25 protein-coding genes and 1 tRNA gene are annotated in these 24,046 nt (G+C 66.0%); 13 read left to right on the top strand and 13 right to left on the bottom strand.

The window, feature by feature from the left end; all coding sequences use genetic code 11:
* The first annotated feature begins 26 nt into the window (after positions 1-26).
* Complete coding sequence (locus ACKN61_RS10900) at positions 27-542, top strand: hypothetical protein (RefSeq protein WP_408953469.1); 516 nt, start codon at positions 27-29, stop codon at positions 540-542.
* 90 nt (positions 543-632) lie between these two features.
* Positions 633-1,229 (top strand): M23 family metallopeptidase, encoded by a 597-nt coding sequence (locus ACKN61_RS10895; protein WP_408953468.1) that lies wholly within the window; start codon positions 633-635, stop codon positions 1,227-1,229.
* Positions 1,230-1,387: 158 nt separating this feature from the next.
* On the opposite strand, the gene ACKN61_RS10890 is transcribed toward ACKN61_RS10895, so the two are convergent.
* From ACKN61_RS10890 to ACKN61_RS10880, 3 genes are all read right to left on the bottom strand, one after another.
* Positions 1,388-2,335: a DUF2268 domain-containing putative Zn-dependent protease gene (locus tag ACKN61_RS10890; protein ID WP_408953467.1), complete on the bottom strand. Its 948-nt coding sequence runs from the start codon at positions 2,333-2,335 to the stop codon at positions 1,388-1,390.
* Between the two features lie 185 nt (positions 2,336-2,520).
* Complete coding sequence (locus ACKN61_RS10885) at positions 2,521-3,027, bottom strand: hypothetical protein (RefSeq protein ID WP_408953466.1); 507 nt, start codon at positions 3,025-3,027, stop codon at positions 2,521-2,523.
* A gap of 73 nt (positions 3,028-3,100) precedes the next feature.
* Entirely contained in the window at positions 3,101-3,943 is an 843-nt protein-coding gene (locus ACKN61_RS10880; protein ID WP_408953465.1) for a hypothetical protein, read from the bottom strand.
* Positions 3,944-4,370: 427 nt separating this feature from the next.
* Here ACKN61_RS10880 and ACKN61_RS10875 point away from each other — a divergent pair, with 427 nt between their 5' ends.
* The 4 genes from ACKN61_RS10875 (at position 4,371) to ACKN61_RS10860 (ending at position 7,509) form a co-directional block, all read left to right on the top strand.
* Positions 4,371-4,718, top strand: coding sequence for a hypothetical protein (locus ACKN61_RS10875; protein WP_408953464.1), 348 nt, complete (start codon positions 4,371-4,373; stop codon positions 4,716-4,718).
* Positions 4,715-4,897 carry a hypothetical protein gene (locus ACKN61_RS10870; protein WP_408953463.1) on the top strand — a complete coding sequence of 61 codons (183 nt, stop codon included), beginning with the start codon at positions 4,715-4,717 and terminating at the stop codon, positions 4,895-4,897. Before ACKN61_RS10875 ends, ACKN61_RS10870 begins: the two co-directional genes overlap by 4 nt.
* A gap of 285 nt (positions 4,898-5,182) precedes the next feature.
* Positions 5,183-6,019, top strand: coding sequence for a hypothetical protein (locus ACKN61_RS10865; RefSeq protein ID WP_408953462.1), 837 nt, complete (start codon positions 5,183-5,185; stop codon positions 6,017-6,019).
* A 41-nt stretch (positions 6,020-6,060) separates the two neighbouring features.
* Entirely contained in the window at positions 6,061-7,509 is a 1,449-nt protein-coding gene (locus ACKN61_RS10860; RefSeq protein WP_408953461.1) for a caspase domain-containing protein, read from the top strand.
* A gap of 102 nt (positions 7,510-7,611) precedes the next feature.
* On the opposite strand, the gene ACKN61_RS10855 is transcribed toward ACKN61_RS10860, so the two are convergent.
* Both ACKN61_RS10855 and ACKN61_RS10850 read right to left on the bottom strand, forming a co-directional pair.
* A tRNA-Ser gene (locus tag ACKN61_RS10855) sits at positions 7,612-7,701 on the bottom strand.
* 141 nt (positions 7,702-7,842) lie between these two features.
* Complete coding sequence (locus ACKN61_RS10850; RefSeq protein ID WP_152566184.1) at positions 7,843-8,868, bottom strand: LysR family transcriptional regulator; 1,026 nt, start codon at positions 8,866-8,868, stop codon at positions 7,843-7,845.
* A 116-nt stretch (positions 8,869-8,984) separates the two neighbouring features.
* On the opposite strand from ACKN61_RS10850, the gene ACKN61_RS10845 reads away from it, so the two are divergent.
* Positions 8,985-9,563 (top strand): FMN-dependent NADH-azoreductase, encoded by a 579-nt coding sequence (locus tag ACKN61_RS10845; protein ID WP_408953460.1) that lies wholly within the window; start codon positions 8,985-8,987, stop codon positions 9,561-9,563.
* A gap of 72 nt (positions 9,564-9,635) precedes the next feature.
* Here the strand turns inward: ACKN61_RS10845 and ACKN61_RS10840 are convergent, their stop codons facing one another.
* Entirely contained in the window at positions 9,636-10,010 is a 375-nt protein-coding gene (locus ACKN61_RS10840) for a hypothetical protein (RefSeq protein WP_408953459.1), read from the bottom strand.
* Between the two features lie 18 nt (positions 10,011-10,028).
* Positions 10,029-11,321, bottom strand: a complete 1,293-nt coding sequence (gene serS, locus ACKN61_RS10835; protein ID WP_408953458.1) for a serine--tRNA ligase — start codon at positions 11,319-11,321, stop codon at positions 10,029-10,031.
* A 193-nt stretch (positions 11,322-11,514) separates the two neighbouring features.
* On the opposite strand from serS, the gene ACKN61_RS10830 reads away from it, so the two are divergent.
* The gene (locus ACKN61_RS10830) at positions 11,515-12,183 is read left to right on the top strand and encodes an energy transducer TonB (protein ID WP_408953457.1); all 669 of its coding nucleotides are present in this window, start codon (positions 11,515-11,517) and stop codon (positions 12,181-12,183) included.
* A gap of 135 nt (positions 12,184-12,318) precedes the next feature.
* Positions 12,319-12,939: an energy transducer TonB gene (locus ACKN61_RS10825; RefSeq protein ID WP_408953456.1), complete on the top strand. Its 621-nt coding sequence runs from the start codon at positions 12,319-12,321 to the stop codon at positions 12,937-12,939.
* 215 nt (positions 12,940-13,154) lie between these two features.
* Here ACKN61_RS10825 and aroA read toward each other — a convergent pair whose 3' ends face one another.
* From aroA to serC, 4 genes are all read right to left on the bottom strand, one after another.
* A complete protein-coding gene (aroA, locus tag ACKN61_RS10820) occupies positions 13,155-14,480 on the bottom strand; it encodes a 3-phosphoshikimate 1-carboxyvinyltransferase (protein WP_408953455.1) in 1,326 nt (441 codons plus the stop codon).
* Positions 14,477-15,661: a histidinol-phosphate transaminase gene (gene hisC, locus ACKN61_RS10815; RefSeq protein WP_408953454.1), complete on the bottom strand. Its 1,185-nt coding sequence runs from the start codon at positions 15,659-15,661 to the stop codon at positions 14,477-14,479. The genes aroA and hisC overlap by 4 nt, the downstream gene beginning before the upstream one ends.
* Positions 15,658-16,878, bottom strand: a complete 1,221-nt coding sequence (gene pheA / locus ACKN61_RS10810) for a prephenate dehydratase (RefSeq protein WP_408953453.1) — start codon at positions 16,876-16,878, stop codon at positions 15,658-15,660. Before pheA ends, hisC begins: the two co-directional genes overlap by 4 nt.
* Before the next feature lie 141 nt (positions 16,879-17,019).
* The gene (serC, locus tag ACKN61_RS10805) at positions 17,020-18,105 is read right to left on the bottom strand and encodes a 3-phosphoserine/phosphohydroxythreonine transaminase (protein ID WP_408953452.1); all 1,086 of its coding nucleotides are present in this window, start codon (positions 18,103-18,105) and stop codon (positions 17,020-17,022) included.
* Positions 18,106-18,265: 160 nt separating this feature from the next.
* On the opposite strand from serC, the gene msrP reads away from it, so the two are divergent.
* Together msrP and msrQ are read left to right on the top strand one after the other, a co-directional pair.
* Positions 18,266-19,237, top strand: coding sequence for a protein-methionine-sulfoxide reductase catalytic subunit MsrP (msrP, locus tag ACKN61_RS10800; protein ID WP_408953451.1), 972 nt, complete (start codon positions 18,266-18,268; stop codon positions 19,235-19,237).
* A gap of 100 nt (positions 19,238-19,337) precedes the next feature.
* Complete coding sequence (msrQ, locus tag ACKN61_RS10795; protein ID WP_408953799.1) at positions 19,338-19,961, top strand: protein-methionine-sulfoxide reductase heme-binding subunit MsrQ; 624 nt, start codon at positions 19,338-19,340, stop codon at positions 19,959-19,961.
* A 415-nt stretch (positions 19,962-20,376) separates the two neighbouring features.
* Here the strand turns inward: msrQ and ACKN61_RS10790 are convergent, their stop codons facing one another.
* Positions 20,377-21,180, bottom strand: coding sequence for an FHA domain-containing protein (locus ACKN61_RS10790; RefSeq protein WP_408953450.1), 804 nt, complete (start codon positions 21,178-21,180; stop codon positions 20,377-20,379).
* 202 nt (positions 21,181-21,382) lie between these two features.
* On the opposite strand from ACKN61_RS10790, the gene ACKN61_RS10785 reads away from it, so the two are divergent.
* Complete coding sequence (locus tag ACKN61_RS10785; RefSeq protein ID WP_031371724.1) at positions 21,383-21,658, top strand: polyhydroxyalkanoic acid system family protein; 276 nt, start codon at positions 21,383-21,385, stop codon at positions 21,656-21,658.
* 159 nt (positions 21,659-21,817) lie between these two features.
* On the opposite strand, the gene ACKN61_RS10780 is transcribed toward ACKN61_RS10785, so the two are convergent.
* Positions 21,818-22,540, bottom strand: a complete 723-nt coding sequence (locus ACKN61_RS10780; RefSeq protein WP_408953449.1) for an FFLEELY motif protein — start codon at positions 22,538-22,540, stop codon at positions 21,818-21,820.
* Positions 22,541-22,702: 162 nt separating this feature from the next.
* On the opposite strand from ACKN61_RS10780, the gene ACKN61_RS10775 reads away from it, so the two are divergent.
* A complete protein-coding gene (locus ACKN61_RS10775; RefSeq protein WP_408953448.1) occupies positions 22,703-23,995 on the top strand; it encodes a patatin-like phospholipase family protein in 1,293 nt (430 codons plus the stop codon).
* The last annotated feature ends 51 nt before the right edge of the window (positions 23,996-24,046 follow it).

The following is a 24,046-nucleotide window of genomic DNA, read 5'->3' as shown; positions in this document are numbered from 1 at the left end:
AACTCCAGCCGTTCGCATCCAGGTTGATGCACGAGCTGGAGCATCAAGCCCATCCGACCATCGCCGGCCCCGATCTGCTGATACGCGGCGAGCGCTTGTCCCTGCCCTCCCGACTCTATTGCGCACCTGGCCGCCTGCGATCGATCGTCGACCGCGAGACCGGCGATGCGCGCTTGCTCGCGCAGTGCCTGGGCACCCGCCACTGCGACGGTCACGTTCGCGAAAAGTACCTGCGCGACGTGCTCGGCGTCGATCGCGCCTGGGTCGCACCCTTCATCGTCCAGTTGCTGGGCGAATACGTCATCGAAATCGTCGACGCCGTCGCGATATCGTTCGGTGACGCCGTCCCCGTCCATCTGCTGGCGTTCGCGCGCGAAAACCCGGGATTCATGGCGACCACGCGGCGAAGGGTGATCAGCTACTGGCACTGCTATCACCGTCGTCGCTACCCCAGCCTTCGCGATTACCCGGGCATGGTCGCGCTTGAAGCATTGGCTCCATCGGTTCCGTCGGAAGCGGTGCTTTATCCGCGCGGGCCTTAATGAACAATCGCTGCCGAGCGCAGCCCCGATCGGATGGTGGGGCTGCGCGCCGTCGTATTCGCCCCGGACAATCATTACTGGACGTCCCACATGAAATTCCACAACGCGATCTTGTGTGTGTTCGCCCTGGCACCGCTCCATCTGCATGCGCAGGAAGAAGCCTCCGATTCCAGAAATCGCGCCATCGCCTCGATAGAGGCTCACGCCATCTTCGATGAAACCTTCACTTGCTCGCAGCACCCCGCGGGCCAGTTGCGCTCGGTCGGCGACGACCTGGGGCAGGATTGCGTGATCGAGAAAATGATCGACACCGACGGCAGACTGTTCCCGAGGACGTTCCAGAACGACGGATATCGCAACGAAGACTGGTACGGATGGGACAAGCCCGTGCTGTCCCCTTGCGATTGCTCGGTCCTGGCCGTCAGGGTCAATCCGGTCACCAACGAGCCTGGGAAGCACGGTCAACCACCGGCATCGTTCATCCTGCTGATGCGTGCGGATGGCACCAAGTTCCTGCTAGCTCACGTCAAGGACCCCACGGTCACCAAGGATCAGCGAGTAAGCGCCGGGGAGGTCATCGCGAAGGTCGGCAACAACGGTTACGGCCGCTCCCCACATATCCATATCGGTGCGTGGAAGGACAAAGACGCCTTGCAGATTCGATGGGATCTCAAGACGACCAAGTAACGCTACCGCAGCGTCAGGCACGCACGACAAACAAACCGAATGCCGCGCAGAGCATGGCCATGCCGGCGGCTTCGGCGCGCAGGACTCGCACTGGATCATCCGGGGCCGAGAGCCAATCACCCCGCTCTCGGCCTCAACCGCGACCCGACCGGAGCGCCTCAGTCCGTGCCGAAAACAGAAGCCGGCAACCGCTTGCCCGGCGTCCAGCCGCTTTGCGCCAGGAAGGCTTTCGGGTCGTCCATCTCGATGATGCGTTTGAGCGCGGCCTTGCGATCCTTCGACTGCAGGTAGTAAGCCTTGACGATCCGGTACCCCACCCAATAGCCCAGGTCGTAGGGCTGGTCCGGACCGGTGAAATTCGAGAACCACGCCGACGACTCGGTGCCGTCCATGTCGCGGACGAAAGCCTTCTCGATCTCGGCCTCCTTGCCGCGGGTCCACTCGGCGTGGCGCCCGTTGCCGACGTTGCCGGAGGTCAACTCGGCGACGAACTCGGCGACGCCCTCGGCCAGGGCGACCCGCAGCACGGTCGCGGTCGGGTCGCCTTCCGCGAATTCGGTCGGCGCCGTCTGCTGGATGTGGGCGTACTCGTGGGCGATGACATGGACGAAGCGGTCCTCCGCGTCGGGGTTCATGAATTCAGCCGCACACAAGGCTTCCAGACCGATGGTAAGCCCGTTCGGATCGCCCATGCCGACCGGGCGTCCGCGGCCGACCACGATGGCCACCGGCGGAAACCGCGCCGCGGGATACAGGTCCGCGAGCTTGTCGAGCGCCAAAGCGACCCGCCGCTTCACCGCAGGCAGTTTGACCAGACATTCCTTCGCCTTCGCATACACGGCCGGGTCCTTGGCCAGCCGGTCGACGATGCTCTGCGCCGTCACCCGCCTGGACTTGGCGAACAGACTCAAGCTCGGCGTACCTTTGGCGAGGTAATCCTTCTCGATCTGCTCCACCGTCGGCTTGCCGCCGGTGGCGTCGTACAGCGCATAGAAGCGCGTGACGTCCTCGATCAATATCTCGGGTTCTTGCTTAGGCGCCGCCTGTGCGAAGAAAGATGCAGCGAGCAAGGACAGGAAAACTGCGCAGCGCGGTAACTTGGGCACGATCTCGATCCTGGAGGGTCTATGCAGCCGGACATCGGCTGTCGAATGGGACGAACCGACGCGCCCGAAGCTTTGCCCGGGCGCGTCGACGCGCACATCACCTCATACCCAGGCGCCGGCCAAAAGTGACGACAGTCACCCCCGCCGTTCGCACCACGATGGCTTGAATCCATCTGCTCGACGAACTAGCGGATGTCCTCCCAAACCGGCACGGAACAGGCATCCGGCCCAGGCTCGGCCTGCGGCGGCCGCTGCGCCACCATCCAACCCCGGAACACGCCTGCCACCTCGACGCGCCTGGCGACGATGCACTCGCCCTCGGGCTTTGCCGGATGCGCCTCGGCAGCGAGAAAGAGCGGCCCGGTAGCGTCGAACGGCGAGTGCAGCCGCTCTACGCTTCGAGTCTTGACGTTGTAGTAGCAACTCTGGCGCTTGCCGGTGATATCGACGGTCGTCATTCCGACCCCGTCCAAATGCGCGTGCCATATGCTCTCGATCATCGGCACGAACTTTTCCGATGCGTGCGCATCCAGACAGGCCTTGACCGCGGCGGCTCCGGCCTTTCCCCCAAGCATTTCCTCGATCCTGCCGACACGCTCATCGGCCTTGGCCGCGGGCAGCTCGGCCGCGTTCGCGGCGAGCACCGACACGGCGATAGCCACGGCCGCCGCTCTCTTTTTCAGGTCATGCATTCGATGTTCCCGCCCCGCTCAATGGAGAAACAATGCGCCCAAGATAGCTCCGTAGCCTGAGCGCGGCACACGATCACTCTGGCGCCAGCTTCGTCAACAACCGGCGGCCCTGCCCGAGCAACTGCGGTTCGTTGTTGGCGAACGCATCCACGCCGGGTCCGGCGGTGTCGTCGTCCTTGTACCAAGGGGCTTGCTGATGGGGACCTGGGACATAGACCTCCCATTGCCCGTATTTAACGCGCTTCTGGCCGAGCTGGACATATTCGACGGGAACCCGAGCCGTCCAGGCACTGGCTTCTCCATCGTTCTTCGGCAGCTCGAACTTCCAGCGCTTGGCCACGCTGACCGCCGAACGCGCGAACTCCTTGCGAAGCCTCTGCATTTCCTTCTCTTCGGCAACCACGCTCAAGTTGACCTGCTCGGCGAACACCTCTTGCGCATCACCCGCCTCGCCGACCCGCACCAGCACGTACACCGTACCCGCGGCATTCGTGCCTTTCAACGCGCTCGGATAGCTCGGCGGAGGAAGCGATCGCGCCTTCAACACAGTGCCCGGATCGGGATCGGCGAAATTCGCGCTCCGCATCGTCAACTGATAATTACCGTCGGCCTGTTTGCGGCCGACGACACGAACCGACATATTCAACGCCTCGACTGCCTCCTGGCCGGCAGCGGCCGGCTCGAACCGCCAAGTCGGTACCGTGTGCTGCACGATCTCCACCACGCCCTTCGGCAGCTCACTCGTCTTGTCCACATCCAGGCTTTCGACACTACCATCGGCCTTGATGCGGACCTTGCCGGTGACGACCATGCTCATCTCCGAGCGCGCACGCACTTCGTCGACTTCCCTTTTCCCCGCGACCGTGGCGCCGCTCAAGATAAACAGCGCCATAGCTGCAACGGCTGCAAATTTCATTCGATAGCTCCTGGACCATTTCCAAATCGATGCCTGCGACGCAGTACATCGACAGACCCGGCACGGCCGAGCCTGCCCGGAGGTTACGAATACAGCGGTGAATCGGCTGCAACACAATCACACTTGTGCGGAGAGGTTCGAAATCGGGCGTTAATCGCATTATGCGTCCCGGAACGACACGGGGCCTGATTCATTCGGAAGAAGCGACCTAACCGCCGAAGATTATCCCGGCCAGATCGTCGCACTCGCCGACAATTCTATTAACGCTGCCGCCAATCCCGGCTGTAATCCGCTAGTTCCGGCGACATGTTTCTCCCCATCATTTACCAGACCCATTAACCGAGGAACCGCCCCTCCTTGACCGCTCCATTTCAGACCGTTGTACGATGGCCCTGTCCCGCGGCCCAATCAAGGAACGACGCACCGTATGGACCAGACATCCCCCCCTGTCCCGCAACGCCTGCAGGACATCCTGAAGGACTACCCCGAGCTGATTGCAGCACTCGCCGGTACGCTCAACGACGCCGCGACCAATCCCCGTGGCAACCCGCCGTACGAAATGGCGGTCTGGGCGCTGGAGGACATGCTCAGCCGCTTCATCAGCGACGCCCGTGACGAGCTCGAAGCAGCCGAAGCCGGCGGCAATGCACAGGCCATCGAACGCGCCGACGACAAGTTGAACCTGATGTTCCGCGCCCGCTCGCCCAATATCGGCCTGCGCGACCTCAACGGATTGTGGACGTACTTCAACGGTGCCAAGGAGAATCAAGGATGAGCGTTCCGGCCGACCATCTGGATAAGGAAACCCACGCCCGGATTCTCCAGAGCAAGATTCTCCCGAACAGCGGCATCAACGAAGCCACCTCGCAGGCCCATCCCAAATTCCCAGAAAATGAACCTGCCCCCTTTTTCACACTACCAAGAAAGGTTTCCGAAATTAATCTGATCCTTTGACTTGGCTGCTATTGCCCTCGAAGGCGTCCAGCAGCGTGCCGCTCACATTGGCATGAGACTCAGTTGAATCAGATCCGCAGCCCGGCGGCAGCGGCCGCAGCCTTCTTTGCCGGAATCCCCCCGCCTCTGCGTTAGCTATCGATAGGCTCGGCTCCCAGCCCAATCTCGATACCTAGGACTGACGCCAGAACGACCGACTGCAAGCCCCCCTGACGCAGGTTCGGCAAGGGGGAGCATGCGCGGCCACACCTCGTTTCGTAATCACTCCGACGAAGGATAGGTGCCATGTACACGAGACGTGAATTCCTCGGCAGCGCAATGGCAATGGGCCTTATCGCCATGACCTCCAATCGCACTTGCCGGGCGCAGGATCTGTCGTTCGAATCGCTGCTACAGGCCGCAGCGCAGGACACCGACGCATTGGATGCCTCTAGAGAAGTGCGCGAGGGTCTCCTCAGCCAGAGGAGCAGTCGCGCGATCACGCCCAATCTGCCAGCGTCCAGCCGGGCCATCTCCGAAGATGCAATGAAACTCATCGTGCTCTTCGAGGTAACCAGTCAGACGCGATACGAACAACAGTTCCAGCGCCCTATCTGGCCGCACGGGGCATCCGGCGTGACTATCGGAATCGGCTATGACGCCGGTTATGTCAACGAATCCTGGTTGCGCAGCGACTGGAAGGACTACCTTTCGGAGCAAGAACTCTCTCTATTGGCTCCCGCCTGCGGCTTGACCGGCGAAGACGCTCGCGACGCTCTGCCGCGCTTCCAGACGGTGGCAGTTCCTTGGGATAACGCCAACCCGCAGTTCCGCAAGCAAGTGCTGCCGCGTTACATCGCGCAGACGCTCAAGTCTTTGCCGAAAGCCGCGACTCTTTCGGACGATGCTCTAGGGGCCCTGGTATCGCTGGTCTACAACCGCGGCGCCAGCTTCCGAAAGCAAGGCGACCGTTACAAGGAAATGCGCAAGATTCACGAGTTGATCGGGAGCGGAAAGCCCGAAGAGGTCCCGGAACAAATCCGTGCGATGAAACGATTGTGGGCAGGGCAACCAAAGCTCAGGGGATTGCTGATCCGCCGTGACTTGGAAGCCAAACTGTTCGAGCGAGGCTTGACCGCCTGAGCGCGCTGTCAACAGGAATCAGAACGTAACGGAGTCCGATCATGTCAATGACCCGGCTGTTGTGCGTGGTGCTGCTGGCATCAGCTTCTTTCACTATCGCGTCGCCAGCCTTAGCCCAAAGCGAGCGCACGCATCGTGTCGCCTTGCTGATAGGCAACTGGGATTACAACATGAACCGGAAATTTGACAACGAACCTTCGGACCCGTTCGTTTCCGATTTGAGCAATCCATGCCGAGACATCGAACGATTACGGCCATTACTTGAGCACAATCGTTTCAAGATTCACGAATACTGCAATAGCGATCGTGCGGCGTTCGAACGCAACATCGACGAATTCTCGAATTCCACCAAGAAGCTACCCAAAGGGTCCATCGTATTCGTCTACTACGCCGGCCACGGCATTCAATACCTGGGACAGGCCTTCGCTCTACCGGTCCTGATCCGGTTCGACCGAAACACTATCGAACAGAAGCAGACCAAAGAGCGACTGAAGTTCTTCAAAGACAACGCAAACAGCATCGCTCGCCTGTTGGAGCGGCTTAACGACGACGACAATATCGCTTTGGTCGTCGCACTCGACAACTGTCGAAACTCACCTTTCGGCGAGGATTCTGAGGAGCGAGTCGATGACGAAGCCGTCTATAACAATGCCGTCTCGATACGCACACGTCCGAACACACTGATCCAGTACGCCACGACCGCTGGCGACCGCGCCGGAGACAGCTCCATCGACAACCCTGAAAACAGCCCATATGCAGAGGTTCTCAGCCAGGAAATTGCCAAAGGCGGAGATATCGGCGACATCATGTCGCGCGTGGATGTGGAGATCTACAAGCGTTACAACAGCGGAAAACTCGACGCGTATACCGAGACCAACACCGGACCGGCCTTCAGCGCCTTGAAACACAGTCCAGACCGGGCGTTTGATCCGTTCACTGGACTCAAGCCTTCGATGCCGGCAATGACTGCAGTAGCCGTGGCACCATCCCAGGCGGCGAAACCCGCTCCTGCCGCGAGCATCACTGTCGTGCCGACGGCGCGGTCGGCGACACCGCCTTCAACCAGTTCTGCTTCGGCTTCACGGCACAAGATATTAGTTCGCAATATTTATGATGGCACCAGCCTGGACATCATTTGGTGCGAGGGGCCCGGAGAAGAGGAGCGATTCCGATACGCTAGCTGGATCGCGACGGACATTGCCCGACGCGCACGCGAATTCGAGATCGGAAGAATCCAGATCAAACCGCTTAGCCAGCTGAAGAACGAGCACGGACGCTACAACGTCTACCGCAATTTGATGCGCTACGACATCGAGTATCCCGACGAAAGAAAGGTGCTCCGGCGCATCGCCGCAGCTTATCCACAGAGTCATTTCCTACTTCAGCGCGGCATCGGCGTCGGCGGCCGCCCCCTCCAGAACTACGTATCTGCCTTCATTTGCGAGCGCTTCGCTGACAACAACCTTGCTGCCGACGAGCCCAAGCAGTGATCGCTCCAACCGATTCGGGCACGGAAATAACGCCAGGCTGAGCCGGATCGATCGTGAGGAAGAACGCCAGGCTGAGCCGGATCGATCGTGAGGAAGATGGAATGGCGGAGAGAGTGGGATTCGAACCCACGGAAGGTTTAACCCTTCGGCGGTTTTCAAGACCGCTGCCTTAAACCACTCGGCCATCTCTCCGTTGAGGTCTTGCGGCGACGGTCCTTGGAGCCGTCGCGGGCGGTTCCTTGCGAACCGCCCTGGGCGCCCGGTCTAGCACCGGGCGCGGGGCATTCTCTCATGCCGCCGGCGGTTACGTCGCCGGCCTCGCACTGGCGGCTTTCAACCCGCCGGAGCGGAAATCTTCACCGACTTGTCGTGCTTCTTGTCGTGGCGGGCGATGCCGTCGGGGCACGGGATGCCCTTGATGTCGCTGCACTGCAGACGCGCGGACTCGACCAGGGACGGGGCCTTCTCGGCCAGGAAGTCGATGAACACGCGCACCGCCGGCAGCAGGCCGCGGCGCGAGGCGAACACGGCGTGGAAGATGCCCTGCGGGAGGCGCCAGTTCGGCAGCACCACTTCCAGGTCGCCGCGGCGCACGGCTTCGGCACAGACGGTCTCGGGCAGCAGGGTGATGCCGACGCCCTGCTCGGCCAGCGCCATCAGCATCGGGAAGTCGAAGCCCATCACCCGCGGCTTGAGTTCGACCCGGCGCACTTCGCCGTCGGGGCCGTGCAGTTCCCAGCGCTGGCGGGCGTCGTCTTCGCTGATGCTCAGGGTGACGTGGTCGGACAGTTCGTCGGGGTTGCTCGGGCGGCCCATGCGGGTCAGGTACTTCGGGCTGGCGACCAGCAGTTCCTGGATCTGGCCGAAGCTGCGCATGACCAGGCTGCCGTCGTCGTCGAGCTTGGAGCGCACGCGCAGGGCCACGTCGACGCCTTCGTTGATGATGTCGACGCGGCGGTTGCTGACGTTCAACTGCACCCGCACCTGCGGGTATTTGGCGAGGAATTCGGGCAGCAGCTTGGGGATCTGCTGCTGGGCCAGGCCGACCGGCACGCTGACCCGGATCACGCCGCGCGGCTCGGCGCTGAGGCGATCGACGACTTCGCGGGCGGCCTGGGCCTCGGCCAGCATCGATTGCGCATGGCGGTAGACGCTGTTGCCGACTTCGGTGACGGCGAAGCGGCGGGTGGAACGCTGCAGCAGGCGCACGCCCAGGTCGGTCTCGAGCTGGCTGATGCGCCGGCTGAGGCGCGACTTCGGAATGCCCAGCGCGCGTTCGGCGGCGGCGAAGCCGGCGTGGTCGACGACCATCGCGAAGTAATACAGGTCGTTCAAATCGTGCATGACGATAGTTCCAATATTAGAACAATAAGTGACATTTAAGCATCTTTATCCCACCGAAGCAACGATACAGACTTTGCTCCAACGCGGCGACGCCCGCTTTACCGGCTCCGACCGAGCCACCGAGGTCCACCATGAAGCTGTTGCATATCGATTCGAGCGCCCTGGGCGCCAATTCCGTGACCCGTGAGCTTAGCGCGGCGGTGGCGGCGCGTTGGCAGGACGAGGTGCCGGGCCTGACGATCGACTACCGCGACCTGGATGCCGACCCGATCCCGCATCTTACCGGCCGTTCGCTGGCCAAGGCCGATCCGGCCGAAGCCGAGGAGTCAGAGCGCATCCTGCAACAATTCCTGGCGGCCGACGTGATTGTCCTTGGCGCTCCGATGTACAACTTCGGCATTCCTTCGACCCTGAAGGCCTGGGTCGACCGCGTCGCGGTCGCCGGCAAGACCTTCCGCTACACCGAGAAGGGTCCGGAGGGTCTGGCGACCGGCAAGCGCGCGATCGTGGTCAGCGGCCGCGGCGGTTTCCACACCGATGCGCCGAGCGATTTCCAAGAGGCCTACCTGCGTCACGTACTCGCATTCATCGGCGTGACGGAGGTCGAGTTCGTGCGAGCGGAAGGTGTGGCCTACTCGCCTCAGCATCGTGCCGACGCGCTCGCTGCGGCGCACGCATCGATTCCATTGCCGTTGCGTCGGGCCGCGTAAGTCTTCGCGATCGAGTCTGCCCCGCCCAACCGTGTAGCTCCAAGTCCGACGCTTCCTCCCCCCGCGTCGGAATTAGCCGGGTCCTGACAGGCCCGGCTTTTTTCTTGCCTGGTTTTGGCGACTGCGCCATAGCAACCAGCGGCCGGCCAGGTATGCGGACGAAATGGCACTCGCAACCGCGGCGAGAATTCCTGGGCCGCCCATCCGGCGCGGCAACCACTGGTCGTCGCCGGTCCACCAATACGGCCCGAACACGACGGCGTGGAAGACCAGGGTCGACACGAGCCAGCCGATCGTCGCCGCGACCGCCGCATGCGAGGCCAACCGGGTCCAAGCCAACGCAAAGCGTTTAACTTGGCGCAGCCTTAGCAGCACGGCGAATTCGAGCAGGAACAAAACCGCGGTCGGCACTGCGGTCAGCGCAAGGTAATAAAGCGCCGAATCCATGCGCGCCGCGGCCAGCGATCAGCTCAGCACTTCGACGCCGCCCATGTAGCGGCGCAGCGCCTCGGGCACGGTGATCGAACCGTCGGCGTTCTGGTAGTTCTCCATCACCGCGATCATGGCGCGGCCGACGGCGACGCCGGAGCCGTTGAGGGTGTGGGCGAGTTCGGGCTTGCCGGTGGCCGGGTTGCGCCAGCGCGCCTGCATGCGGCGGGCCTGGAAGGCCTCGCAGTTCGAGCAGGAGGAAATCTCGCGGTAGGTGTTCTGGCTCGGCAGCCAGACTTCCAGGTCGTAGGTCTTGGTTGCGGCGAAACCCATGTCGCCGGTGCACAGCAGCATGCGCTTGTACGGCAGGCCGAGAGTTTCCAGCACGACTTCGGCGCAGCGGGTCATGCGCTCGTGTTCCTCGTAGCTTTCGTCCGGGCGCACGATGCTGACCAGCTCGACCTTCTCGAACTGATGCTGGCGGATCATGCCGCGGGTGTCGCGGCCGTGGCTGCCGGCTTCGGCGCGGAAACACATCGAGTGCGCGGTCATGCGCAGCGGCATCGCCGCGTCTTCGACGATCTCGTCGCGGACGATGTTGGTCAGCGGCACTTCCGAGGTCGGGATCAGATAGCGCTTGCTCGCCGCCTCGCCCTCGCCGACCACGGTCGCGAACAGGTCGTCCTCGAACTTCGGCAACTGGCCGGTGCCGCGCATCGAGTCGGCGTTGACCAGCAGGGGCACGCTGGTTTCCTGATAGCCGTGCTGCTCGGTGTGGAGGTCGATCATGAACTGGGCCAGGGCGCGATGCAGACGCGCCAGGCCGCCGCGCAGCACGGTGAAGCGTGCGCCGGACAGCTTGGCCGCGGTGTCGCCGTCGAGCCAGCCGTTGCGGGCGCCGAGTTCGACGTGGTCCTTGACCTCGAAATCGAACGTACGCGGGGTGCCCCAACGATGGGTCTCGACGTTGTCGGTCTCGTCCTTGCCGGCCGGCACGGTGGCGTGCGGCAGGTTCGGGATGCCGAGCGCGATCGCTTCGATTTCGGCCTTGATCGTTTCCAGGCGCGCTTCGCTGGCCTTGAGCTCGTCGCCGAACGCGGCGACTTCGGCCATCAGCGCAGCGACGTCCTCGCCCTTGGCCTTGGCCTGGCCGATCGCCTTGGAGCGCGTGTTGCGCAGGTTCTGCAGCTCCTGGGTGCGCACCTGGATCTGCTTGCGCTCGCTTTCCAGCGATTCCAGCACGGCCGGGTCGAGGGCGTAGCCGCGCGTTTCGCGCAGGCGTGCGGCGAGTTCGGCGGGCTGTTGGCGCAGCAGGGTCGGATCGAGCATGGCGTAGCCGGTCGCAGTGGCGAGAAGAACCGCAGATTATCGCGTCACTCGGCGGTTTTCGCGAACCTTGCGCTTGCCGGAGACGGCGGATCGGGGCCGGATCGAGGACGCAATAGGGGGCGATCGGAGTCCGCGGAGGACGCTTTCGGGCATTTCGTTGCAGAATGCGGCCCAACGCACATTCGGACCGCCCATGTCGACCACGCCCCCCGCTCCGTCGCGCCGCTCCTTCGATTTCGCCGCCTGGCGCCCTTCGGGCAAGGCCTGGCTGTTGGTGCTGGGGGCCTTCGCCATCGGCCTGGGGCTGTTCGCATGGGTGTGGTCGAGCAACCGCAATAACAGCGACGACTTCTACCGTGCCGACGGCGCGCTGCCGGCCGGCACCACGCCGCAGTACGCGCCCTTGCCGGCGCCGGCCGGGGCCGGCGGCGACGGTGTCGCCCCGTCTGCACAGCAAGCGCCGCAGGCCGCGGCGCCCGGCCAGGACGAAGAGCGCGCCGAGTTGGTCGAGAACCCGAACCCGCCGGCACCGCCGCAGAGCATGCCGAGTGCGCCGCCGGCCGCGCCCGCCGCTTCCACCGCCGCGCAGACGCCGGCCACGCCGCTGCCCGGCAACCGCCCGCCGCAGTACCCGGCGCAGGCCCTGCGCCGCGGCGAAGGCGGCACGGTGCGGATCCGGGTGACGGTCGACGAACAGGGTTCGTCGGGCGATGTGCAGATCGTCGAAGGCAGCGGCTCGCGCCTGCTTGATCGCGCGGCGGTGTCCGCCGTGCGCCAGTGGCGCTTCCGCCCGGCGATGCGCAACGGCCGTCCGGTTGCCGATGCGGTGATCGTGCCGATCACCTTCAACGCGAACCAGTGATCGGCGTCTTGTAATCCGCGGCTTGCCTGTCGCTCGCCTGAATCTTCTTTACCTTCCGTTCACCGCTGGCTAACGACCGCGCTTGGAAGCTCGGCGCTCGGTCGCGCCCCCGGGACCGCAGAAAGGAGGCCAAAAATGAGCGTTGCATCACATCCACTTGACCCGAATAGCCACGATTTCGAGGTCACGCCGGCCCCCGAGGCCGATGCGACCGAAGTCGCACCGAGTTCCACCGGTCTGTGGTTGCTGCTGCTCCTGCTCGGTGCCGCCTTCATGGGCTGGTACTACTACGGCAAGCGTCCGCCGGCGCCGCCGCCGGCCCCGGCGATGCCGCTGGTCATCGTCCCGCCGATCGAGCGCAACGCAGTCGCCGAGGCGACGCCCAGCATCGCGCGCAAGACCGCCGTTGCCGCGGCCGCCGCCGAAACCTCGGCGAAACCGGTGACCGAAGCTACGGCGAAGATCGACCCGCCGCGTTCGACCGAGGCACGGCCCTTGGCCGCCGACAATGCCGCACCGCGCTACCCGGCCGGCGCTCTGCGCCGCGGCGAAGGCGGCACCGTGATCCTGCGCGTCAACGTCGGCGCCGACGGCCTGCCCGAAGAAGTCGAGGTCGCGCGCCACAGCGGTTCGCGCGAACTCGACCGCGCCGCCCTGGTCGCGGTGCGCGATTGGCGCTTCCGTCCGGCGACCCGCGACGGCCGCGAAGTGGCCTCGGTGGTGGAGCAACCGGTGGAGTTCAAGCCACGTCAATGAATATTCCGGCCGCAAGCCTAGATAGGCGGCCAATGATGGTGAAAGCAGGCAATCGCGACACTCTCAATGAACATCGCGGCGGTAAGCCGAGATAAGCGGCCATGATGGCGAAAGCCGGCCACTACGCCATTCGCTGACTCTCCAGCATCGCGCTCACACAAGAACGGCGGCCCCGAGGCCGCCGTTTTCGTTGCTAACACGCTAGCGTCGGCGCCCTACTCGGCCGGGCCGACCCGCATGCCCGCCTTCGCCGCCAAGGCCTCGAAGCCCGGGAACGAAGTCGCGACGTTGGCGACGTCGCCGATGCGCACTTCGCCGCTCGCCAGTTGCGCCGCGATCGCGAAGCTCATGGCGATGCGGTGATCGCCGTGGCTGTCGACTTCGCCGCCGTGCAAGGCGCCGCCTTCGATGATCGCGCCGTCGGGCGTCTCGACGATGTTCGCGCCGAGCGCGCGCAGGCCGGTGGCCATGGTCGCGATGCGGTCGGATTCCTTGACCCGCAACTCGGCGGCGCCGCGGATCGTGGTGCGGCCCTTGGCGGTGGCCGCGGCGATGAACAAAGCCGGGAACTCGTCGATCATGTCCGGCACCAGCGCTTCCGGCACGTCGATGCCGTGCAGCGGCGCATAGCGCACCCGCAGGTCGGCAACCGGTTCGCCGCCTTCGGCGCGCGGGTTTTCCTCGACGATGTCGGCGCCCATCAGGCGCAACGCGGCGAGCAGGCCGGTGCGGCGCGGGTTCATGCCGACCGCTTCCAGGCGTAGATCCGAACCCGGCACCACGCTCGCGGCGACCAGGAAGAACGCGGCCGAGGAGAAGTCGGCCGGCACGGCGATGCCGGTCGCGCGCAGCACGTGGCCGCCGCTCAGGCGCGCGTAGCCGGGCGAGAATTCGATCGGCCAGCCGAACGCGGCGAGCATGCGCTCGGTGTAGTCGCGGGTCGGGTGCGGTTCGTGCACCACGGTGTCGCCGTAGGCGTACAGGCCGGCCAGCAACAGCGCCGACTTCACCTGCGCGCTGGCGACCGGCAAGGTGTATTCGATGCCCTGCAGCGAACGGCCGCCGCGGATGCGCAGCGGCGGCAGGCCGCCGTCTTCGGTGTCGATCTGCGCGCCCATCGCCGCAAGCGGCTCGGTGACGCGGCGCATCGGCCGCTTCGACAACGAGGCATCGCCGATCAGCACGCTGTCGAAGTCCTGCCCGGCCAGCACGCCGGCGAGCAGGCGCATGCCGGTGCCGGCGTTGCCGCAGTCCAGCGCTTCGGCGACGCCGCGCAGGCCGTGCATGCCGACGCCGTGGACGATGCGTTCGCTCGCGCTCGGCGTCTCGATGCGCACGCCCAGGCGCTCGAACACGCGCGCGGTGGCGCGGGTGTCCTCACCTTCCAGAAAACCGGTGACGCGGGTGACGCCTTCGGCCAGCGCGCCGAGCATGACCGCCCGGTGCGAAACCGACTTGTCGCCCGGCACGCGCAGCGAACCGCGCAGGGGCGAACCCGATCCGGCCGTCCAGGCCGCTTGTTCTTCGATGAGCGCACTCATGTCAGCACTTGGTCCAATGCCGCCAGCAGGCGGCGGTTTTCGTCGGGCGAGCCGACACTGATCCGCAGGCAATCGGCGAGCCCGTAGCCGGCCATCGGCCGCAGGATCACGCCGCGCTCGACCAGGGCCGCTTCGATCTGCGCGGTGCGCGGACCGAACTCGACCAGGACGAAATTCGTCTGCGAGGGGAAGACGCGCAGGCCGCGCTGCTGCAAGGCCGCCGCCAGCGCGGCGCGCTGCTCGGCGTTGCGCGCGCAGGCCCAGTCCAGGTGCGCCTCGTCGGCGAGCGCCGCGACGCACGCGGCCAGGGCCGGGCCGTTGACGTTGAAGCTTTCGCGCAGCCGGTCCATGACCTGGACCAGGCCGGGCTGGGCGAGCAGATAACCGACCCGCAAGCCGGCCAGGCCATAGGCCTTGCTGAAGGTGCGGGTGATGGCGAGGTTGGGATAACGGCCGAGCAAGGACAGCGCGCTGGCGTAGTCCGGCGCGTCGGCCATTTCGGCGTAGGCCTCGTCCATCACCACCAGCACGTCGGACGGCACGCGATCGAGGAAATCGATCATCGCCTCGCGGCCGAACCAGGTGCCGGTGGGGTTGTTCGGATTGGCCACGTAAACCAGGCGCGTGGCCGGGCCGATCGCGGCCGCGATCGCATCGAGGTCGTGGCCGCAGGGCATCGCCGCGTCGCGCGGCAGGGCCTCGACGATGCGCATCGTCGCGCCGGCGGCCTGGGTCGCGAGCGCGAACACGGCAAAACCGTAGCGCGAGAACACCACCTCGTCGCCGGGGCCGGCGAACACCTGCGCCAGTTGCATCAGCAATTCGTGCGAGCCGTTGCCGAGCTGGATCTGGGCGACGTCGACGCCGTGCTTCGCGGCCAGCGCGCGCTTGAGATCGGCGCCGAGCGGGTCGGGATAACGATGCAGCGCGTGCAGCGAATCGAGGATCGCCGCGCGCGCCTGCGGCGACGGGCCGTAGGGGTTTTCGTTGGAGCCCAGCTCGGCGAGGTTGGCCTCGCCGAAACGGCGCCGCAGCGCGACCAGGTCGTGACCCGGGTCGTAGGCCTTCAGGCGCTGGATGCCGGCCTGCGCGCGCGCGGCGAACCAGGCTTCGTCATAGGCCGGCGTGCCCCTGCCCTCGCGACTGGCAGGCTCTTGCGCTTGCGTGGCCGGCGCGCTCATGCGATCGCCACCGGGTAGGAACCCAGCACCTTCACTTCGTGCGCCAGCTCTTCCAGTTCTTCCAGCGCTTCGCGCATCGCCGGCTCTTGCACGTGCCCGCCGATGTCGACGAAGAAGGCGTACTGCCAACGGCCGGTGTGGCCCGGACGCGACTCGATGCGGTTCATGCTCAGGCCGCGCTTGGCGAACGGCGACAGCACGTTGTAGAGCGCGCCCGGCTGGTCCTTGATGAAGATCAGCAGCGAGGTGCGGTCGTTGCCCGAAGGCGTGAACAGCTCGCGGCCGATCACCAAAAAACGCGTGGTGTTGTCGGGGCGGTCTTCGATCGGCCCGGCCACCGTGCGCAGCCCGTACACGCTGCCGGCGCTGGCGCCGGCGATCGCGGCGGCGTCGTCGGCATTGCGCGCCCGGCGCGCGGCCTCGGCGTTGCTCGACACCGCGATCTTCTCGGCTTTCGGCAGGTACTCGCGCAACCAGGCCTTGCACTGGGCGAACGACTGCGGGTGCGAATAGACGCGCTCGATGTCCTCGATGCGGCCGCTGCGCGAGAGCAGATGCTGATGCACGCGCAGCTCGACTTCGCCGCTGATCTTGAGCTTGGAGGTCAGGAACATGTCGAGGGTCGACTGGATCGTGCCCTGGGTCGAGTTCTCGACCGGGACCACGCCGAAATCGGCACTGCCGGCTTCGACTTCCTGGAACACCTCTTCGATGCTCGCCAGCGGCAGGCCGTGGATCGAATGGCCGAAGTGCTTGTACACCGCCTGCTGCGAGTGCGTGCCTTCCGGGCCGAGGAAGCCGATCTTGAGCGGCTCCTGCTGGGCCAGGCAAGCCGACATGATTTCGCGGAACAAGCGCACCAGCACTTCGTCGTTGAGCGGGCCGTCGTTGCGGTCGACCACCCGGCGCAGCACCTGGGCCTCGCGCTCGGGGCGGTAGTAATCGACCGCGGCGGCGAGCTTGCCCTTGGCCTTGCCGACCTGGTTGGCGAACTGCGCGCGCTCGCCGATCAGTTCCTGGATGTGCCGGTCGATGCCGTCGATGCGCTCGCGCAGCAGCGCCAGGTCGGGACTGACCACGGCCGGTTCCGACCCGGCTTTCGCCTTGCCGGCGGCCTTCTTTTCGGTCGCGCCCTTGGCGGCGGCCGGTTTCTGCTTGCCGGGCTTGGCCGGCGGCTTGCTGTCTGCTTGCTTGGTCTTGCGTGACTTGTCGGTCATTGTCGTCTCGTCGCTACCGAAGGTGTTGCGATGCCGTCCCTGCTGGAACACGAAGCCTTCGGATCGCACGGCCCGGCCATCCGAGGCCGGGCGTTCGCAGCCGCGGCCGATGCCGATGCGGCATCGGCCAAGCGCGGCGGCTTACCCGTGCCGTTGCTGGAAGTCCTGCATGAAGGCCGCGAGCGCTTGCACGCCCTGCTCAGGCATCGCGTTGTAGATCGAGGCGCGCATGCCGCCCAGGGCGCGATGGCCCTTGAGCGAAATCAGGCCGGCGTCCTGCGCTTGCTTGAGGAAGGGCTTGTCGAGCGCTTCGTCCTTGAGGAAGAACGGCACGTTCATGCGCGAGCGCGCGGCGGGTGCGACTTCGTTGCGGTAGAAACCGCCGGAGTTGTCGATCACGCCGTACAGCAGCTTGGACTTGCGGTCGTTGCGCTTGGCGAATTCTTCCACGCCGCCTTCGGCCAGCATCCACTTGAACACCAGGCCGGCCAGATACCAGTTCCAGGTCGGCGGCGTGTTGAGCATGGACTCGCCCTTGACGTGGGCACGGTAGTCGAAGATCTCGGCGCGCGGCTGGCCGGCGCGTTCGAGCAGTTCGCGCTTGACGATGACCACGCTGACGCCGACCGGGCCGAGGTTCTTCTGCGCGCCGGCGTAGATCACCCCGAACTTCGACACGTCGAGCGGTTCGGAGACGATGCTGGAGCTGAAGTCGCCGATCAGCGGAACGTCGCCGGTGTCGGGGATGTCGCGGAACTCGACGCCGTGGATGGTCTCGTTGGCGGTGTAGTGGACGTAGGCCGCGTCCTTGGACAGGGCCCAGGTGTCGCGCGTCGGGATGGTGCGGAAGCCGTCGGCCTCGCCGTTGGCGGCGATGTTGGCGTTGACGTAGGGCTTGACCTGCTTGAGCGCGGTCTTGCCCCAGTGGCCGGTGACCACGTAGTCGACGGTCTGGCCCGGGTTGGCGAAGTTCAGCGCGATCAGGGCCTGCTGCGCGGTCGCGCCGCCCTGCAGGAACAACACGGCGTAATCTTCGGGGATCGACATCAGCGCGCGCAGATCGCGCTCGGCCTCGGCGGCGACCTGGATGAACTCCGGGCCGCGGTGGCTGAGTTCTACGATCGAGGCCCCGGCGTTGTTCCACTCCAGCAGTTCCGACTGCGCCTGCAGCAGGACCGGTTCGGGCAGGGTCGCGGGACCGGCACTAAAGTTGAAAGCGCGGGACATCGGAAACTCCGTAGTGGGGGTTGGCCCCTCAGTATGCCGCAGTGCAACACCGTGTGCGCCTCCGTTTCTCGCGCAACTTTTGCCCCGTTGGCTGCCTCTATCCTCACATCGAGTCCCGTATGTCTGGAGGACTCGGAACCCGCCCCGCCGGAGCCGTCTCATGTCGTTGCGCGATGCCCTCGCTATCCCCTCCTCTCAGATCACCGACGAGGCCGTCTACCGCGAACGCCGGCGCCTGCTGGCCGCCTTCGCCCTGACCCCGGCGCTGGGCCTGTCCGGCTGCGCCGAGGCCGAACCGCCGCCGCCGCGGTCGCTGCCGGCGGCGAGCCCGGAGCAGATGAAGGCCGGCTTCCGCACCGACGAGGTCCTGACCCGCTACGAGGACATCACCACCTACAACAACTTCTATGAGTTCGGCACCGATAAGTCCGACCCGTCCCGGGCCGAGCGGACCCTGCGCACCAGTCCGTGGACGGTCGCGGTCGGCGGCGCCTGCGCCAAGCCGGGCAAGCTCTCGCTGGAGGACCTGATCAAGGGCCTGGCCCCGCAGGAGCGGATCTACCGGCTGCGCTGCGTCGAGGGTTGGTCGATGGTGATCCCGTGGCTGGGGGTGCCGCTGGCCGACGTGCTCAAGCGCTTCGAGCCGACCTCGAAGGCCAAGTACGTGGCCTTCACCACCCTGGCCGACCGCAAGCAGATGCCGGGCCTCGCCTACCCGTCCATCAACTGGCCGTATCGCGAAGGCCTGCGCATCGACGAGGCCATGCACCCGCTGACCCTGCTCGCCACCGGTCTGTACGGCAAGTCCCTGCCGCAACAGAACGGCGCGCCGCTGCGCCTGGTGGTGCCATGGAAGTACGGCTTCAAGAGCATCAAGTCGATCATCGCCATCACCTTCGTCGAGCGCCGGCCACTGACCAGTTGGAACGACCTGCAACCCAGCGAATATGGGTTCTTCTCCAATGTGAACCCGAGCGTCGACCACCCGCGCTGGAGCCAGAAGACCGAGCGCCGCATCGCCGGCACCGGCAGCAAGTTGTTCGTCGACCGCATCCCGACCCGCTTGTTCAACGGCTACGGCGACCAGGTCGCCAGCTTGTATGCCGGCATGAGCCTGCGGCTCTGGTTCTGAGATGGCGAAGGAATCCGCGTCGGTGGCGCGTTCGTCCACCTCGTCTTCCGTTTCCGGGCGACCGCCCGGGGTGGCATTGAAACGCCGGACTCCGGCTGGCGTGATCTGGGCCAAGGTCGTCGTGCACGCCTTGGCCTTGACCCCGGCGGCGATCCTGGCCTGGCAGATCCGCTCCGAAGTGCTGACCGGCAGCGGCGGGCTCGGCGCCGACCCGATCGCCGAGATCGAACATCGGCTGGGCCTGTGGGCGCTGCGTCTGCTGATGATCGCGTTGGCGGTCACGCCGCTGCGTCAACTCAGCGGCCAGGCGGTGTTGCTGCGCTTCCGGCGCCTGCTCGGCCTGTACGCCTTCTTCTACGCCAGCCTGCACCTGACCGCCTACCTGGTGCTCGACCTCAAGGGTTACTGGACGCAGATCTTCGAAGAAATCGCCAAACGGCCCTACATCACCGTGGGCTTTCTGGCGTGGCTGCTGCTGATCCCGCTCGCCGTCACCTCGACCCAGGGCATGATGCGGCGCCTCGGCCGGCGCTGGGGGCAGTTGCACCAACTGGTCTATCCGATCGCCGTGTTGGCCGTGCTGCATTTCTGGTGGCTGGTGAAGTCGGACATTCGCGAGCCTTTGCTGTACGCCGCGATCCTGACCGTCCTGCTGGGCTGGCGGGTGTGGCGCAAGTTCGCCGAAGCGAGGCTGCGGCGCAGGGCCTTGGCGCGCCAGGGGTAGGAGCGCGGTTCACCCCAGCTGTAGGAGCGGCGTGAGCCGCGACGACGCCGATCAAGCGGCGTCGAGAATGATTTCCTGCGCGGCCCCGGTCGCGGCTTATGACCGAAGGAAATCCCTGTGGGACGCCGCTCCTACAGAAAGCCGCGGTTCCCGGATAGGAGCGGCGCAAGCCGCGACCACGAAAAACAAACGGCGATATAGGCAGGAAGGGCGACGCGGCCTGAACCAGGACGGCGCCTCTCCTGCCCCTGAGCCCGCGGTTCACCCCACCTGTAGGAGCGGCGTAAGCCGCGACGACGCCGATCAAGCGGCGTCGAGAATGATTTCCTGCGTGACCTCGGTCGCGGCTTATGCCGCTCCTACAGAAAGCCGTAATCCCCGTGGGACGCGACTCCTATTCCGAGTGTCGTGGGGCTCAGCGCGTGCCGTACAGCAACAGCAGGCTCAGCAGGCCGGCCATGACCACGGCGGCCAGCAGCAACCAGGGCATGCGCCGCACCGAAGCCGGCAGGGCCGACGGCGGCTGCATGCGTTCTTCGTTCGAGGCCGCTTCCTGGGCCAACTGGGCCTGCAGGGCTTCGGCGGCGCTGAACTGGCGGGTCGGGGCTTCGATGACGAAACGGTGTTGGCCGTCGAGCAGCAACTGGTCGCCGGGTTTGAGCAGGGCGTGACGCACCGGCTGACCGTTGACCACGCTGCCGTCGACCGAGCCGACGTCGCGCAACACCACGCCATCGGCATGGGCTTCCAGGCGCGCATGGCGATCGGCGAAGGCCGGTTCGTTGATGCGGATGTCGCAATCGCCGGCGCGGCCGATCAGGCGCGGCTGTTCCAGGGTGTAGCAACGCCCGTGATGAATGCCGCCGACGCCGCGCACGACCATGCGCGAATCGGCCGGGATGTCGACCCCGAACGGCGGCGCGGGCTCGGGCTTGTCGTCGATCAGCAACAGCTCCACGCCGTCGAGAAAGATCGCGTCGCCGGCGCGCAGCATCGCCACGCGTTTCACCGGACGGCCGTTGACGTGCAGGCCGCGCAGGCCTTCGCGCACCTGCAGCCACACGCCGCGACGGTCGACGCTGAGTTGGGCGATCGCCGCGCCGGCGTCTTCGACCAGCACGGTGCGTCCGACCGAATCGCGGCCGATCGCATGCACCCCGGGCTTGAGGGCCAGGTCGGCATGTTCGCGATTCGGGTATCGAAGTTTGAGGGCGCTCACTCCGCCGCAATCTAGCAGGTTGTCGAATCGCGTACATCCCGTGGGCGCGGACCGAGCCCAGCGCTGCGGCGCGTTCGAACCGATACCCAGCGGCCGCGTCGCCTCGCCCGCTCGCAACACGGCGCTGCGGCGCAGTGCGCCCCAGGCTTGGATGCGCCCGTCCCTGCCCCCACAATACCGGCCTCCAGGGAGAACCCAGACCATGTCCAGCATCGATATCCGCCATCCGCATTCGCTCGCACCGGCCAAAGCCCGCAAAGCCGTCGAGGAAGTCGCGAAGAAGCTCGCCGAACGTTTCGATGTCGAATACGACTGGGTCGGCGACACCCTCAACTTCGTCCGCAGCGGCGTCGACGGCAAGATCTCGCTGCAACCGAATCAGTTGCACGTGACCGCGCAACTCGGTTTCCTGCTCGGCGCCCTCAAGGGCCCGATCGAGTCGGAAATCCGCCGGGTGCTGGAAGAACGCTTCAAGTAAGCGGCGTCGCCCCGGGCGCAGCGCGACCGCTGCGCTTCAACGCCACGAACGGCTCGGTTCGCTCCAGCCTTGGCCGAGCCCGGGATCGGCCCTACCCGTACCGATCCCTGCACCAGGCCGACCCCGCTCGATCCAGCGCCGGCTCAATCCAGTTCCGGATCACTCCAGACGTGGAAAGGGATCGGCCTCGCCGGCGAACAGCCGCTCGGCGATGTCGCGCTCGTCCTGCTCGATCTCGGCGATGAACTCGCGCACGTCGCCGAGCCGGCCGAACGCCGCGAAGCCGCGTTCGAGAAAGCCCTGCAGCTCCGACAAGCCGGCCGCCTTGGCCGGGCTGCGCGAGAGTTTGAGCAAGGTCAGGATGCCCGGCATCCGCACCGCTTGCCCCAAGCCGAGGCCGACCGCGGCGATCAGGTCGATCTGGTGGTCGCGCAGCCGCGGCAAGCCGCAGGCACGGTAGATCTGCGCGTATAACGGCCCGTCGAGACGGCGCCGGCGCGGCGCCAGCGCTTGCAGGCGCTCGGCCATGCGCAGGTCGAAGGCGTGCGTCAGCAGGCCCAGCTCGATCGCATCGGCGACCGTGCTCAGCAACGAGCCCGGCAACAGCCGCTGCATCATCGGCAAGACCTTGGCGATGTCGGCGTCGCGACGGCTGAAGTCGCGGTCGTTGTAGACGTCGCTGAGGAAGAACTGCGCCGCCGGGCGCCGGCGCGGGTCGCGCAGGAAGCGGTCGAAGCTGGCCTCCAGGCGCCGCGCCTGCCACAGCCGCAGTTCGGGCAGCCAGCGCAGCCGGTTGCGCGGTTCGCGCCCGGGGTCGTGCAGGGCCTGGTGGCGGGCCAGCAGACACCCCAGACGCTGGCTATGTTCGGTCGTCCTGGCCATCGCGACGATCATCGCGGCGCCGGCCGGCCTCCGCAAGCCGACCGGCGAGCCGGCGCAGACCGGCCCATCGAGCCGCCTCAGACCTTGGTCCTAGCCCCCTGGTGCCCTGCCCGTCCTGGGCTACACTCGACCGAATTCCGTCCGGGCCGTGCTGCCTATCACATGCTGTCACTCCATTCCGCCCAGAACCGGGCGAGCCGCAAACGTACGGCCCACGGCACCAACACTTCTGCACCGAAGATCGGCCTGGCCATCGCCGGCGGCGGTCCGATCGGCGGCATGTACGAGCTCGGCGCCTTGCGCGCGCTCGACGAAGCGATCGAAGGCCTCGACCTCACCCGCCTGGACTGTTACGTCGGCGTCAGCAGCGGCGCTTTCCTCGCCGCCGGTCTGGCCAACCGCATGGACACCGCCGAGATGTGCCGGATCTTCGTCACCGGCGACAGCGCCGATGTCGAGTTCCGCCCGGAAACCTTCATGCGGCCGGCCTTCCTCGAGTACGTCAAGCGCGCGGCGAGCTTTCCGCGCCTGGCGACCGAGTGGTGGCGCGAGCTGCTGTTCTCGCCGCTGGAGGCGCGCTGGTCGGACTTGATCACCCGCTTCGGCGGCCTGATCCCGAACGGCCTGTTCGACAACGCCCAAGTCGAGCTGTTCCTGCGCGAGGTCTTCACCCGCCGCGGCCGCAGCAACGACTTCCGCGAACTCGGCGCCGAGCTGTACGTGGTCGCGGTCGACATCGACAGCGGCGACGCGGTGCGCTTCGGCGGCGACAACTGGAGCGACGTGCCGATCTCGAAGGCGGTGCAGGCCAGCGCCGCACTGCCGGGGCTGTACCCGCCGGTGCAGATCCGCGGCCGCCACTTCGTCGACGGCGCCCTGCGCCGGACCATGCATGCCTCGGTGGTGCTCGACCGCGGTATCGACCTGCTGATCGGCATCAACCCGCTGGTGCCGTTCAACCACAACCAGGGCGTGCCGGTCGCCGAGGACAACAGCCTCGCCGCGGGCGGCCTGCCGGCGGTGCTGTCGCAGACCTTCCGCACCCTGCTGCAGTCGCGCATGCAGGTCGGCCTGGCACGCTACGCCCAGCAATACCCGGACATCGATCAACTGGTGTTCGAGCCCAACGCCGAAGACCGCGAGTTGTTCTTCACCAACGCCTTCAGCTTCTCGGCGCGCCAGCGCATCTGCGAGATCGCTTACCGCAACACCCTGGCCGACCTGCATCTGCGCGCCGACGTACTCGGCCCGGTGCTGGCCGCGCACGGCCTGCGCCTGCGCCGCGACGTGATCGCCGACGCCCAGCGCTCGATCCTCGACGGCATCACACCGCCCAAGCGCGACACCGAGACCACCGCACGCTTGCGGCGTGCGCTGGACGACGTCGACCGGCTGGTGGCGCAACCGCGGCCGCGGCGCCGCAGGACGGCGTCTGCAGCCAGAAGCGGGAAGTGAGCGAAGAGGAGTGAGAAACGAGTAAGAGCGAGCCTGCTTTCACTCGTTTCT

Source organism: Lysobacter sp. Hz25 (assembly GCF_046097045.1).
In the GTDB taxonomy this organism is placed as follows: domain Bacteria; phylum Pseudomonadota; class Gammaproteobacteria; order Xanthomonadales; family Xanthomonadaceae; genus Lysobacter; species Lysobacter antibioticus_B.
The sequence above is the reverse complement of the archived record's forward strand: the minus strand, read 5'-3'. Positions and strand labels throughout refer to the sequence as shown.

What these genes read in the sequence shown, in the direction of transcription:
- ACKN61_RS10900 (WP_408953469.1), top strand. Translation starts at nt 27, where the DNA reads ATGCACGAGCTGGAGCATCAAGCCCATCCGACCATCGCCGGCCCCGAT.
- ACKN61_RS10895 (WP_408953468.1), top strand. Translation starts at nt 633, where the DNA reads ATGAAATTCCACAACGCGATCTTGTGTGTGTTCGCCCTGGCACCGCTC.
- ACKN61_RS10885 (WP_408953466.1), bottom strand. Translation starts at nt 3,027, where the DNA reads ATGCATGACCTGAAAAAGAGAGCGGCGGCCGTGGCTATCGCCGTGTCG.
- ACKN61_RS10880 (WP_408953465.1), bottom strand. Translation starts at nt 3,943, where the DNA reads ATGAAATTTGCAGCCGTTGCAGCTATGGCGCTGTTTATCTTGAGCGGC.
- ACKN61_RS10875 (WP_408953464.1), top strand. Translation starts at nt 4,371, where the DNA reads ATGGACCAGACATCCCCCCCTGTCCCGCAACGCCTGCAGGACATCCTG.
- ACKN61_RS10870 (WP_408953463.1), top strand. Translation starts at nt 4,715, where the DNA reads ATGAGCGTTCCGGCCGACCATCTGGATAAGGAAACCCACGCCCGGATT.
- ACKN61_RS10865 (WP_408953462.1), top strand. Translation starts at nt 5,183, where the DNA reads ATGTACACGAGACGTGAATTCCTCGGCAGCGCAATGGCAATGGGCCTT.
- ACKN61_RS10860 (WP_408953461.1), top strand. Translation starts at nt 6,061, where the DNA reads ATGTCAATGACCCGGCTGTTGTGCGTGGTGCTGCTGGCATCAGCTTCT.
- ACKN61_RS10845 (WP_408953460.1), top strand. Translation starts at nt 8,985, where the DNA reads ATGAAGCTGTTGCATATCGATTCGAGCGCCCTGGGCGCCAATTCCGTG.
- ACKN61_RS10840 (WP_408953459.1), bottom strand. Translation starts at nt 10,010, where the DNA reads ATGGATTCGGCGCTTTATTACCTTGCGCTGACCGCAGTGCCGACCGCG.
- serS (WP_408953458.1), bottom strand. Translation starts at nt 11,321, where the DNA reads ATGCTCGATCCGACCCTGCTGCGCCAACAGCCCGCCGAACTCGCCGCA.
- ACKN61_RS10830 (WP_408953457.1), top strand. Translation starts at nt 11,515, where the DNA reads ATGTCGACCACGCCCCCCGCTCCGTCGCGCCGCTCCTTCGATTTCGCC.
- ACKN61_RS10825 (WP_408953456.1), top strand. Translation starts at nt 12,319, where the DNA reads ATGAGCGTTGCATCACATCCACTTGACCCGAATAGCCACGATTTCGAG.
- aroA (WP_408953455.1), bottom strand. Translation starts at nt 14,480, where the DNA reads ATGAGTGCGCTCATCGAAGAACAAGCGGCCTGGACGGCCGGATCGGGT.
- hisC (WP_408953454.1), bottom strand. Translation starts at nt 15,661, where the DNA reads ATGAGCGCGCCGGCCACGCAAGCGCAAGAGCCTGCCAGTCGCGAGGGC.
- pheA (WP_408953453.1), bottom strand. Translation starts at nt 16,878, where the DNA reads ATGACCGACAAGTCACGCAAGACCAAGCAAGCAGACAGCAAGCCGCCG.
- serC (WP_408953452.1), bottom strand. Translation starts at nt 18,105, where the DNA reads ATGTCCCGCGCTTTCAACTTTAGTGCCGGTCCCGCGACCCTGCCCGAA.
- msrP (WP_408953451.1), top strand. Translation starts at nt 18,266, where the DNA reads ATGTCGTTGCGCGATGCCCTCGCTATCCCCTCCTCTCAGATCACCGAC.
- ACKN61_RS10785 (WP_031371724.1), top strand. Translation starts at nt 21,383, where the DNA reads ATGTCCAGCATCGATATCCGCCATCCGCATTCGCTCGCACCGGCCAAA.
- ACKN61_RS10780 (WP_408953449.1), bottom strand. Translation starts at nt 22,540, where the DNA reads ATGGCCAGGACGACCGAACATAGCCAGCGTCTGGGGTGTCTGCTGGCC.
- ACKN61_RS10775 (WP_408953448.1), top strand. Translation starts at nt 22,703, where the DNA reads ATGCTGTCACTCCATTCCGCCCAGAACCGGGCGAGCCGCAAACGTACG.